This window comes from Thioclava arctica (assembly GCF_040892615.1).
GTDB classification, from domain to species: Bacteria; Pseudomonadota; Alphaproteobacteria; order Rhodobacterales; family Rhodobacteraceae; genus Thioclava; species Thioclava arctica.
The window spans coordinates 1-12203 of the sequence record NZ_JBFRYC010000011.1; the positions used below are offsets into that span (position 1 = coordinate 1).

Sequence of the window (12203 nt, forward strand, 5' to 3'; positions counted from 1 at the left end):
CGGTCGAGATCGTGATGCCACGTGCCTTTTCTTCGGGCGCGCCGTCGATCTGGTCATAGGCCTTGAAGTCACCAAAATACTTGGTGATCGCCGCCGTCAGCGTCGTCTTGCCGTGGTCAACATGGCCAATCGTGCCGATGTTGACGTGCGGTTTGTTACGTTGGAACTTTTCCTTTGCCATCTCGCGGGGCGCCTCTGCTTTAGGGGGCCGCTAGCGCGGGCCCGAGTCAATATCGCGCGCTACCTATTGCGCTGGCGGGAAAAAATCAAGCCCGGATCGTCGAAATCCACCATCTGGCCCCGTGGAAAGTTTGCGCAATCGCGCGCGCACGCCTACCTTCGCAAGATGGATCGCGTCACACCCACTGCCCCGCTGCGGCTTCCCGCGCGCGCCCCACTTGGGCGCAAACCGCTGGGCATTGTCGCCAGCCTGCGCGCCGCACGGCGCAACCTGCTGGAAATCATACCAGAATTGGCCACATATGCGCCGATCATTTCGGGCAATACCGGGGCGCGTTGGCATATGGTGATGGACCCGGACGCCGCGCGCCATATCCTCAAGGACCGCGTCGAGGACTATCCCAAATCGGTCGTGACGAAGCTGATCCTTGGCCCGGCGGTCGGTAAGGGGCTGTTTGTCGCCGAAGGCGCGGAATGGCGCTGGCAGCGCCGCGCCGCCGCGCCGGTTTTCGCGCTGCGCAACATGCAAGCGCTGGCCCCGGTCATGCAGGCCGCAGCCCAAGCAAGCGTTGCTCGCATCGCCCAACATGCCGGGACCGGGCGCGCGGTCGATCTGCATCAGGAAATGGTCACTGCGACCTTCGAAGTGATCTCTGAGGTCACTTTCTCGGGCGATGAGGGGTTTGACCGTGCCGCGATCCATCGCGCGATCGACGCCTATATTGCACGCACCGCCAAGGTTTCGCTGCTTGATTTTTTCGCCCTGCCCGGCTGGGTGCCCCGCCCGCATCGCATCGCCTCGGCCCATATCGTGCGCGAGCTAAAGCGCCATGCCGATGCCGCCATCGCCGCACGCGACAGCGGCCGCGCGAAACCACTGCCCGACCTGCTGGACCTGCTCAAAGGCGCAAGCGATCCTGAAACCGGGCGCGCGCTTAATGCCGCTGAATTGCGAGACAATCTGCTGACCTTCATCGTGGCGGGGCATGAAACGACCGCGCTGACGCTGGCTTGGGCGCTTTATCTCTGCGCTTTCGATCCTGCCATCCAGACCGCCGCGCGCGAACAGGCGCAAGCAGTGTTGGGTGGGCGAGTGGCAAGCGTCGAGGACTTGGATAAAATGCCCCTGATCCAACAGATCGTGCAGGAAAGCCTGCGCCTTTACCCCCCCGCCGGGTTCCTCTCGCGCACCGCACAAAAGCCCGATCGCCTGCTGGGTCGCGAGGTGCGGCGCGGCGATACGGTGATGCTGCCGATCTACGCGCTGCATCGCCATCACGCGCTGTGGGATGAACCGGATGCGTTTCGCCCCGCACGCTTTGCCACCCCGACCCATGACCGCTACGCCTTTTTGCCCTTTGGCGCGGGGCCGCGCATTTGCATCGGCGCGGGGTTCGCGCTGCAAGAGGCCGGGATCATTCTGGCCACGCTGCTGTCGCGCTTTGCGTTCACCGCCGTGCCGGGAAAAGATCCGGTCCCCGAGATGATTATCACAACCCGGCCCAAGGGCGGCATCTGGCTCACTGTCCAAGCGATGTGAGTAGATTGCGAAGTTTTTCCCATAGCCCTGCGCGTCACGGCGGGTAAAGTTCCCCCGTAAAACTTTACAGGGGGGAACAAAATGTCTCTGGTCGGAACACTCGCGAAAGTGGCAATCGGCATTGCCGTCGCCAAAGGCGTCTCAAGCATGGGGCGCAGCGCCTCCGCCGGCACGTCCAGCGCCCGCACCTCGGGCGGCGGCGGTCTTGCGGATATGATGGGCTCGCTGCTGGGCGGATCAAGCGCCTCGGGCAGCGTAGGGCCCGCAGGCGGCTTGGGCGGCTTGCTCGAAAGCCTCAGCGGTGCCGGATCACGCACCATCGCCACCCGGTCCTCGCCACGCGGCCAGACCAGCGGAGGCTTGGGCGATTTGCTGGGCCAGTTGACAGCCGGGGGTGCCGCCGGCGGTCTTGGCGGGATGCTGGGTGGCATGTTGGGCGGCGGCTCGGCGCAAGCGGCCCCCACGCAAAGCTTTGGCGATCAGCTTAACTCGGCCTTCGCCAATGGCGGCGAACCCGCTACCCCGCCCAGCGCGGCGCAGAATGCGGCAGCGGCGCTGATGCTCAAGGCGATGATCCAGGCGGCGAAATCCGATGGCAAGATCGACGCCAATGAAGAGAAGAAACTGATGGGCCAGCTTGGCGATATCAGCCCCGAAGAGCGCGCCTTCGTGCAGCACGAACTTGCCGCGCCGGTGGATGCCCAAGGTCTGGCGCGCCAAATCCCCGACGGACTCGAGGCGCAGGCCTATACGATGTCGGTCACCGCGATTGACCTCGATAATCAAACCGAGGCGCAATATCTGGACAGCTTCGCCAGGGCGCTTGGGCTGGATCATCAATCGGTCAATCACGTCCACGCCCAGCTTGGCGTGCCCCCGCTTTACACCTGAGCGCGGGGAAGCCGCCTAGTTAAACCGGTTGTCGCGCGGGAAACCGCGCGGCGCCATCCGCCCCGCCGAGGCGCGCTTACCCGCCCACTCGCTCAAGTCCAGCTCGGTGCGCGTACGTCCAGCCGGATCTTTCCAGCTCAGACCATCGGCCAGCGTGAAGGTGGTGGCATCAGACAACCCGCCATCCTTATACTTTTGCAGTCGCACACCCTTGCCGCGCGCCATTTCGGGCAATTCATCCAGCGCAAACACCAGCAACTTACGGTTTTGACCAACACAGGCGACATGATCGCCGCTCGTCTTGGCGCACACCATCGTCTTGGCCGTGCCGCGCATATTTAGCACCTGCTTGCCCGAACGCGTCTGCGCGATCAGCTCTTCACCGGGGCAGATGAACCCATCGCCATCGCTTGAGGCGAGCAGATATTTCTCGCCCGGCTTGGGCAGCAACAGATGCGTCACCTCGGCCTCATTGGGCAGATCGACGATCAGGCGTACCGGCTCGCCCATGCCCCGCCCGCCGGGCAGATTGGCACCCAGCACCGTATAGGCCCGCCCGTTCGCGCCCATCAGCACGATACGATCCGTGGTCTCGGCATGCATGGCGAACATCGGACCGTCGCCATCCTTGAACTTGACCTCGGCATCCAGCGCATTGTGCCCCTTCATCGCGCGTACCCAGCCCATCTTGGACAGGATCACGGTGATTGGCTCGCGCTCGATCATCGCCTCGATCGGCACCTCTTCGACTTCGCCCGCCTCGGCAAAGCCGGTGCGGCGCGCGCCACCGGGCGCGGATTTGCCGAATTTCTTGGCAATATCCTTCAACTCGCTGCTGATCTGCTTCCATTGCAGCTTGTCCGAGGCCAGCAACTCCACAAGCCCCGCGCGCTCAAGCGTCAACGCTTCATGCTCGCGTTTCAGCTCCATCTCTTCGAGTTTGCGCAAGCTGCGCAGCCGCATATTCAGAATCGCCTCAGCCTGCACATCCGACAGCTCAAACTCGGCCATCAACAGGGCTTTGGGCTCATCCTCATAGCGGATGATCTCGATCACCCGATCAAGGTTGAGGAAGGCAATGATATAGCCCTCAAGCACCTCAAGACGCGCATCGATCTTGTCCATCCGGTGCTGGCTGCGCCGGATCAACACTTCGCGGCGATGGTCAAGGAAGGCGCGCAACACCTCTTTGAGCGAGCAAACCTTGGGCACCCGCCCGTCAATCAGCACGTTCATGTTCATGCTAAAGCGCAGTTCCAGATCCGAGCTTTTGAACAGCATCCCCATCAGCATTTCTGGCTCAATGGTACGGGTTTTCGGCTCCAGCACGATGCGGATATCATCAGCACTTTCGTCGCGCACATCGGCCAAAGCGGGCACTTTGCGGGTCTGGATGACCTCGGCCAAACGCTCGATCAGCTTGGATTTCTGCACCTGATAGGGAATCTCGGTGACCACGATCTGCCATTGACCACGGCCCAGATCCTCTTTCTCCCAACGCGCGCGCAACCGAAACGCCCCGCGCCCGGTGCGATAGGCCTCAAGGATATTCTCCTTCGGCTCGACCAGCACGCCACCAGTGGGAAAATCGGGTCCGGGAATCAGATCGACCAAATCATCATCGGGGATCGCGGGATTCGCAATCATCGCCAGACAGGCCTGCACCAGCTCATCCAGATTATGCGGCGGAATGTTCGTCGCCATGCCCACCGCGATACCGCTGGCACCATTGGCCAACAGATTCGGGAAGGCGGCGGGCAGCACGATCGGCTCTTCCAGCGTGCCATCATAATTGGGGCGGAAATCGACCGAATTCTCGGCCAGACCATCCAGCAACGCCTCGGACGGGGCGGCCAGTCGCGCCTCGGTATACCGGCTCGCAGCGGGGTTATCGCCGTCGATATTGCCAAAGTTACCCTGCCCGTTCACCAGCGGGTAGCGCATCGCGAAATCCTGCGCCAAACGCGCCATCGCGTCATAGATCGCAGCATCGCCATGCGGGTGATAGTTACCCATCACATCGCCCGAAATCTTGGCCGATTTGCGAAAGCCCCCGGTGGGCGACAGCTTCAGCTCGCGCATCGCAAACAGGATGCGGCGATGCACCGGCTTGAGCCCATCGCGCGCATCGGGCAACGCCCGGTGCATGATGGTGGACAGCGCATAGGTCAGATAGCGCTCGCCAATCGCTCGGCTCAGCGGCTCGGAAACCATGGATAGGGGATTTTCGTCGTCATTGCTCATGATCTAGGGTGTAAAGCCGCGCCGCGTCCCGGTCCAGCGGGAAAACGAAGCAGTACATCCCGGCGCCCCATTTTTTGGCCAACTGCGGAATTCCCCAACGAAGCCCCCTAGCAAAATGTGATAAACTAAACGTGATCCGATTCTGCCACGGGTCTGGGGGGTATTATGGGAAAACTGCTGTTGGTCACGCTTGCGGGGCTGTTTGTGACCCTGTCTGTGCTGGGACGAGAGATGCCCGATGATGGCGCGAAAGCGCAGATCGGGGGCGACTCTGAGCCGCAGGTGACGCGCACCGCCAGCACGCCTGATCCGCTTTACGCACCTGACAAGATTGCGACACAAGCGCCACCCCAAGTGGTGCCCGTCGCTGCCGTGGTCACACCTGTCATCGCAAAGTCGCGCATGCCCGGCCCTTCGCTCAAACCCTCACCCGAATATCGCACGACCGAGCCCCCCGAGGTCGCGGGCGGCTCCCTCTGGGTTGTCTCGGCAAAATCGCTCAATGTGCGCTCGGGGCCCTCGACCTCCAACAGCGCGCTAGACCGCATCCAGCGCGGCGAACAGGTGCTCGTCATTGCGCAAAGATCGGGCTGGGCGCAGATCAAGATCGAAGGCGACGGCATTGAGGGCTGGGTCGCCGCGCGCTTCCTGACGCCCGCAAACTGACGCGCAACGCCGCCAAAACCTTGCCTTTTCATCTAGCTCGAAATACTCCCGCCGGAGGCTGAGCCGCCAAGGGCACCCTTTCGGGTGTCTGCGGCGGCGAACAGATAGGGCGGGACAGATGGCCAAGACAATCCTGATCACCGGATGCTCCTCGGGCATCGGTTACGACGCAGCGCATGGGCTCAAGGCGGCGGGCTGGAAAGTGCTGGCCACGTGCCGCAAGGAAGAAGATTGCGAACGCCTGCGCGCAGAGGGGCTGATCTCGTTCCAACTCGACGTGGCCGATCCGGCCTCGATCGAGGCGGGCTTCAACGAGGCTCTCGCGCGCGGCCGCGGTCGCCTGGATGCGCTTTACAACAATGCCGCCTTCGCCTGCCCCGGTGCGGCCGAAGACATCCCCACCGGCGCGCTGCGCGAGATCTTTGAAACCAACCTGTTCGGCCTGCACGACCTGACCGCGCGCGCCATCAAGGTGATGCGCGCCCAAGGCGACAATGGCGAGGGGCGGATCATTCAATGCTCGTCCGTGCTCGGGATGGTCGGCTATCGCTGGCGCGGCGCCTATGTGGCCACGAAATTCGCGCTTGAGGGCCTGACCGACGTGCTGCGTCTTGAGATGCGCGACACCGGCATCAAGATCGTCCTGATTGAACCCGGCCCGATCACCTCGAAATTCCGCAAGAACGCGATCACGCATTTCGAGAAATGGGTGGATTGGGAAAACTCGGCGCGTCGTCAGCAATATGAAGACGACCTGCTCAACCAGCTTTACAAAAGCCGCGGCCCCGCCAAGTTCGAATTGCCCGCCTCGGCGGTGACGCGCGCGATCCTCAAGGCGCTCGAAGCCCCCAACCCGAAACCGCGCTACGCAATCACCGTCTCGACTCATCTGATGGGGGTGGCGCGGCGCATCCTTCCGGGGCGTGCGCTCGACTGGTTGCTCGCGAAAGGGTGAAAAAGCTTTCGCATTTGCCCCTGTCCCAGCTATGTCTTTGGGAACCGGGAGAGGAACTCTATGCGAAACGACCCTTTGTTTTATTTGGTAGCCGCGGCCAGTCTGTCGGTCTTGGTGATTTTGATGATCGGGATTGCGGGGTTCGGGCGTGGGGGTGATTTCAACCGCAAACACGCCAACAAACTGATGCGCTTGCGCATTGCGGCGCAGGCCGTGGCGATCGCGCTGATCCTGCTCTTTGTCTATCTTCGGAAAGGTGGCTGAATGGTCGTTCTCAATCGCATCTATACCCGCACCGGCGATGCCGGGGAAACCGCGCTGTCCAATGGCGCGCGGGTGGCGAAACATTCCCCCCGCGTCGCCGCCTATGGCAATGTCGATGAACTCAACGCCACTGTCGGGCTGGCGCGGTTGCATGCCAACGCCGAGGTGCAGGCCGCGCTGTCACTGATCCAGAACGACCTGTTCGATCTGGGCGCCGATCTCGCGCGCCCTGAAATGGAGCGCGACGGTGAGGCGGGCTATCCGGTCTTGCGGATGATCGAAACGCAGGTGACCCGGCTCGAGACCGAGATCGACGCGATGAACGTGAAACTCGAACCGCTGCGCAGCTTTATCCTGCCCGGCGGCACCGCGCTGGCGGCCCATCTTCACCTGTGCCGCACCGTCGCGCGCCGGGCCGAGCGCGGCGCGGTCGAGCTTGCCACCACCGAGGGCGTGAACGAATGGGCGGTGAAATATCTCAACCGCCTGTCGGACTGGTTCTTTGTCGCAGCCCGCATCGCCAATAATGACGGCCAGGATGACGTGCTGTGGGTTCCCGGCGCGAACCGGTGATGATTGGTTAGCCGTCTGCGCCCGTCTCACCCGCGGGCGCAAGCGGCTAGACTGCAAGACCGTCCTTGTCGAAAAACACCAGCTTTTCAGGCTCGAATGACAAGCCAACACTGTCGCCGGGCACCAGATCGGTATCACCCGCGACGCGCACATTGATCGCGCCCAGCACGCCGCAATCAAACAGAATGAACGTATCCGCGCCAAGGAATTCGACCACATCGACGCGGCCATCGCATTGCCCGTCCCCCGGCGCGACCAGCGTGATATGTTCGGGTCGGATACCCAGTTGCGTGGCGCTTGGTGGTGCGCTGTCGCCCCCGCGCCCGCCTTCCAAACTGTAGCCCCCGCCCGAGGCCAAACAGGGCATCACGTTCATTTTCGGACTGCCGATGAACTGCGCCACGAACAGGTTGGCGGGGCGTTCATACAGCTCGCGCGGGCTGCCCACCTGTGCGATTCTCCCATATTCCAGCACCACGATCCGGTCGGCCAGCGTCATCGCTTCGACTTGATCATGGGTGACGTAGATCATCGTGCGATGCAGCTTGCGATGCAGCCTCGCGATCTCGAGGCGCATCTCGACGCGCAAGGCGGCATCGAGGTTGGACAGCGGCTCGTCGAACAAAAAAGCGGTCGGATCGCGCACGATCGAGCGCCCGATTGCCACGCGCTGACGCTGCCCGCCCGACAGATCCTTGGGGCGACGATCCAGATAGGGGTCGAGCTTGAGAATTTCTGACGCCGCACTGACCTTGGCGCGCCACTCCGCTTCGGGCGCCCCCGCCATTTTCAGCGAGAAGCCCATGTTTTCGGCCACCGACATATGCGGATACAGCGCGTAGGATTGAAACACCATCGCCAGCCCGCGTTTGCTGGGGGGCTGATCGGTCACGTCGCGCCCATCAATCGAGATCGCCCCGCGCGAAGTATCTTCCAGCCCGCCGATCATGCGCAGCAACGTGGATTTGCCGCAGCCCGAAGGGCCGACAAACACCACGAATTCGCCATCGGAAATCTCAAGGTCGATGCCCTTGATGACCTGCGCCTCGCCGAACCATTTCTCGACCTCTTTGAGAGTGATCGCCCCCATGTTCAGCCCTCCTGCCCGGCCCAGGCCAGCCACACGGCCGCCGTCCATGTAAACGCCTTGCCGCCCGCCGCCGCGCCGGTCATCGGGTCGAAATATTCAACAAACCCGTATTTCCCGATCACCTCGCGCGTGCGCGCACGCACCTCCTCGCCCAGCGCCACGCCCTGCTCGCTCGCGCCCTCGCCGATCATCATGTTCATCATCGCCCAAGTCGGGCCGCGCCAGTATCGCTTGGCGTCAAAACGCGGATCGAACGGCGCAAGCGAGGGCACGCCATAAGGCGCTGCATCCAGAACGCGCGCCAGATGCGCCTCCATCTGCGGCGCTTTGAGCCCACCAAACCAGCACAGGAACGAGGCATTGCTTAGCGCATTCGACCAAATGCCATTGGCGCAATTATAGCTATCGTAATATCCCATGCCGGGGTTGAACAAAGCCTCGGCGCCGGACTCCAGCGCGGCCAGTTGATCGGCCAGACCATCAACGTCCAAGCCCTGCGCAGCACCTGCCGCCAGCAAATCGCGCACGCCGCGCATCAAGGTGAAATGCATCGTCGGATCGGCCACCCGGAACGGGTTGTCTTGCGCCATCAAAGCGTCGTCCCACCCCAAGGCCTTGGCGCGCTTTACCAGCCAGATATAACGGTCGTAATCGTATTTCGTGGGCCGCATCGAGGCATCGACATGCTGGGTATCACGGCGCTCGTAATGGCCCACGCCCTGCGGGTCGATCGCATCCATCGCATTGTCCCAATCAGGCGCATTATCGCGACCCGATTCCCACGGGTGGATCACGAAAATCGCGCCTTTCTCATCGCGCCGCCAGCGCAAAAACCAATCGGCCCATTTGCGCATCTTCGGATAAAGGGCGGCAAATTTCGCAGCCCCCAGCGCCGGATCGGCAGCCAGCAACCTAGTCGCAAAACTCAGCGCCACGGGCGGCTGCGTGATACCCGACGATGCAATCGGCCCGCTGCATCCCCAGACATCGGGCCCCGGAAAATAGCCCGGATCGGGTTTGTGAAACAGGATATGGGGCACCATCCCGCTGTCCCATTGACCCGAAAACAGCGTCTCGATTTCCTCCCAGGCGCGGGTCATATCGAACTGCGCAAATCCCAACGCGGCAAAGGCGCTGTCCCAGTTCCACTGATAGGGATACAGCCCCGCCGTGGGCACCGTGTAGCCACCGCGATCATTGGCGGTCAGGATCGCGCGCGCCTCGGCGTTACGTTCAGAGACCGCAGCATCCGCGGCCAGAGTTTCGGTATTCATCATCTTATCCTTTCACCGCGCCAGCCGTCAGGCCGCGGGTCATGAAACGCTCCAACCCAAGGAACAGCGCCATGATCGGCACCGTCGCAATCACTGCGCCCGCCATCAAATGCTGACGCGGGATCTCGGAGGAATTGAGCGAGGCAATGCCCCGCGTGAGGGTGAATTTGCTGGGATCGTCCAGCAGCATGAAGGCCAGCAGGAACTCGTTCCACGCAATCATAAACACATACAAACCGACCGATGCCAGCGCCGGCAGCGCCAACGGTAGCGTAATTTTCCAGATCACCTTGAGGCGGCTCAGCCCATCCATCAGGCCGGCCTCTTCGACTTCGACCGGCAGGCCCCGGAAATAGCCTTGCAGCATATAAAGCGCGACCGGAATGGTGGTGACCGGATAGATCATCACGATCCCAAAGACCGAGTTGCGCAGCCCTACCATCGAATAGGCGATGTAGATCGGCAGCGCCAAAACGATCATCGGCACCATGTAAATCAGCAAAATCCCGCGCGAAAACACCTTGCGCCCGGAAAACCGCAACCGCGCCACCGCATAGGCTCCGGGCACCGAAAACAGCAGCGTCAGCGCCACCGTCAGCACCGAAACATAGAAGCTCGTCCACAGGTAGCGGCCAAAATGGAACTTCGTCATCAGCTCGTAATAGCTGTCAAACAGATGCCAGCCCTTGGACAGTTCCAGCGAGAAATCGAGCGGATTGAGCATCAACTGCTGTTGCGATTTCATCGAGGTCATCACCATCACGTAAAACGGGATGATCACGATGGCGGTGAAGAACAGATAGCCAAACCCGGTGAGAAACCGGATCACCGCCGCCTCGAATTCATGTCGGTTTGTCGCTCCGAAAGGCAGGTCCTTCAGGATCGTATTAAGCGGCATGGCCACTATTCCCGCCAGCACGATGCTGAGCGCGACACGGCTGCCCGGCGCGAAGCCGGCACCAAATTGCAGCGCGCCCAGCCCAATCGCCGACACGCCCAGCGCCACGACCACCGCGACCCCAAGGCTCAACCAGCGATTGGCGCGCCACACATGCACCAGTCCCGTCAACACGCCAAGGATCAACGCGCCCCATAGCGCAGGCCGCGCCGCCTCGCCCGTGGCAAAAGAAATCGCGACGCCCAAAGTCACCGCCATCACAACCGCCCAAAGCGCCCCGATGATCGGCCCGGTCAGATAGCCTTTGTAGAGAAATTTCATAGCCCTTCCTCCCGGCTCATGGTGCGGAAAAAGAGCGCCGCAAAGATCAGCAGACAGCCAAACACCACGACCGCCACCGCCGCCCCCGCGCCGATATTTGAGATCGCGAAGGCCTGCTCATACACATCGACGGTCAGCGTGCGCGTGCCCGCATTTCCACCCGTCAGCAGGAAAATGTCGTCGAATTTGTTGAAGGTCCAAATGAAGCGCAGCAGGAACAACACCGATAGAATGCCCAGCAATTGCGGCATCGAGAGATACCAGAATTTCTGGAACGGCGAGGCCCCGTCCATATCGGCCGCCTCATACATATCGCTGTCGATGCTTTGCATCCGCGCGAGGATGAACAGAAAACTCAGCGGGAAATAGCGCCAGATTTCAAACACCGTCACCATGATCAGCGCCAGCGGCTTTTGCCCAAAGAAATTGATCGCGCCCTGACTGACCCCCATCTGGATCAGCAGCGCATTGGCCGAGCCCGAAAACGGATCGAACAGCGTGATCCATGTGAAGGCGACCGCGATCACCGGGGCAACATAGGGAAACAGGTAAAGCCCGCGCAAAATCCCCTGTCCGCGAAAATCCTTGTTAAGCAACAGCGCCGCAAACAGCCCGACCAGCAGCGCGCCGAGCGTGCCAAAGATGGTGTAAAACAGCGTCACGCCAAGCACGGACCAGAATTCGCTGCCATCAAACAGCTTACGGAAATTCTCCAGCGTAAAGGTGGCGTTGGTCAGCATGTTATCGACCTGCCCGCGCGCCACCGAGACACTGTCGCGCACCGCACGATTGGCCGCTTTGGCATCACCCGTGACCTGCGCGTCGATCCGGTAGCGCTCATTGAACCCCGGTGCCAGATCGCCAAACTCGCAGCGCAAATCCTGCCCGCTCAGCGCACATCCCTTGGGCAGATCGCCCGTCAGGGTCACGCCCTCGGGCAGCGTGTTGTCAAATCCCGCGCCGTGGATCGCATGATCGCGCGACGGGTTAATCACGCGATACTCGATCTGGGGCTGCGCTCCGGCTTCGCGCAGACTGACCCGCAGCCGCATCTCGGCGGGGCGCAGGTCGCCCAGCTTCACCGGCTTAACCGAGATCCAGAATATCGCAAGCAGCGGCACGATCACCACCAGCGACACAATCGCGATGGTCGGGAACAGCAGGCCCCAAGCCAGACGCGCTTCGCGTTTCGCCAGCGCGCCGCGCCCTTTGGGCGGCGAAATATCGGTCATGACAGTCTCCTGGCTTGCCCCCATCTTGAAGGGGCGCGCAAAAGGGGGCGGGCGCGAACGCCCAGCCCCGAAGGA

General features: G+C 61.9%; 12 protein-coding genes. 6 read left to right on the forward strand and 6 right to left on the reverse strand.

All coding sequences use genetic code 11. The features are described 5' to 3' along the window. Positions 1-181, reverse strand: a 181-nt coding sequence (locus AB4874_RS15265) for a GTP-binding protein (protein ID WP_368392620.1), incomplete at its 3' end; no start/stop codon positions are given. A gap of 165 nt (positions 182-346) precedes the next feature. Between AB4874_RS15265 and AB4874_RS15270 the strand changes: the two genes are divergently transcribed. Together AB4874_RS15270 and AB4874_RS15275 are read left to right on the forward strand one after the other, a co-directional pair. After that, positions 347-1720: a cytochrome P450 gene (locus AB4874_RS15270; protein ID WP_368392621.1), complete on the forward strand. Its 1374-nt coding sequence runs from the start codon at positions 347-349 to the stop codon at positions 1718-1720. A gap of 81 nt (positions 1721-1801) precedes the next feature. Continuing rightward, positions 1802-2611: a DUF533 domain-containing protein gene (locus AB4874_RS15275; RefSeq protein WP_368392622.1), complete on the forward strand. Its 810-nt coding sequence runs from the start codon at positions 1802-1804 to the stop codon at positions 2609-2611. 15 nt (positions 2612-2626) lie between these two features. Here the strand turns inward: AB4874_RS15275 and parC are convergent, their stop codons facing one another. Continuing rightward, positions 2627-4855 (reverse strand): DNA topoisomerase IV subunit A, encoded by a 2229-nt coding sequence (gene parC, locus AB4874_RS15280; RefSeq protein WP_438273490.1) that lies wholly within the window; start codon positions 4853-4855, stop codon positions 2627-2629. Between the two features lie 165 nt (positions 4856-5020). On the opposite strand from parC, the gene AB4874_RS15285 reads away from it, so the two are divergent. From AB4874_RS15285 to AB4874_RS15300, 4 genes are all read left to right on the forward strand, one after another. Continuing rightward, positions 5021-5521: an SH3 domain-containing protein gene (locus AB4874_RS15285; protein WP_295533101.1), complete on the forward strand. Its 501-nt coding sequence runs from the start codon at positions 5021-5023 to the stop codon at positions 5519-5521. 118 nt (positions 5522-5639) lie between these two features. After that, positions 5640-6476, forward strand: coding sequence for an SDR family NAD(P)-dependent oxidoreductase (locus tag AB4874_RS15290; protein ID WP_368392624.1), 837 nt, complete (start codon positions 5640-5642; stop codon positions 6474-6476). Between the two features lie 60 nt (positions 6477-6536). Continuing rightward, complete coding sequence (locus AB4874_RS15295; RefSeq protein WP_295533103.1) at positions 6537-6740, forward strand: twin transmembrane helix small protein; 204 nt, start codon at positions 6537-6539, stop codon at positions 6738-6740. Next, positions 6741-7313 (forward strand): cob(I)yrinic acid a,c-diamide adenosyltransferase, encoded by a 573-nt coding sequence (locus tag AB4874_RS15300; RefSeq protein WP_295533104.1) that lies wholly within the window; start codon positions 6741-6743, stop codon positions 7311-7313. A 46-nt stretch (positions 7314-7359) separates the two neighbouring features. Here AB4874_RS15300 and AB4874_RS15305 read toward each other — a convergent pair whose 3' ends face one another. The 4 genes from AB4874_RS15305 to AB4874_RS15320 are packed head-to-tail and all read right to left on the reverse strand — an operon-like array spanning position 7360 to position 12128. Next, entirely contained in the window at positions 7360-8403 is a 1044-nt protein-coding gene (locus AB4874_RS15305; RefSeq protein ID WP_368392625.1) for an ABC transporter ATP-binding protein, read from the reverse strand. 2 nt (positions 8404-8405) lie between these two features. Beyond that, positions 8406-9677 carry an MGH1-like glycoside hydrolase domain-containing protein gene (locus AB4874_RS15310; RefSeq protein WP_368392626.1) on the reverse strand — a complete coding sequence of 424 codons (1272 nt, stop codon included), beginning with the start codon at positions 9675-9677 and terminating at the stop codon, positions 8406-8408. A gap of 4 nt (positions 9678-9681) precedes the next feature. Beyond that, on the reverse strand, positions 9682-10896 hold the full coding sequence (locus AB4874_RS15315; RefSeq protein ID WP_368392627.1) for a carbohydrate ABC transporter permease: 1215 nt from the start codon (positions 10894-10896) through the stop codon (positions 9682-9684). Further along, positions 10893-12128 carry a carbohydrate ABC transporter permease gene (locus AB4874_RS15320; protein WP_368392628.1) on the reverse strand — a complete coding sequence of 412 codons (1236 nt, stop codon included), beginning with the start codon at positions 12126-12128 and terminating at the stop codon, positions 10893-10895. The genes AB4874_RS15315 and AB4874_RS15320 overlap by 4 nt, the downstream gene beginning before the upstream one ends. Between the last annotated feature and the right edge of the window lie 75 nt (positions 12129-12203).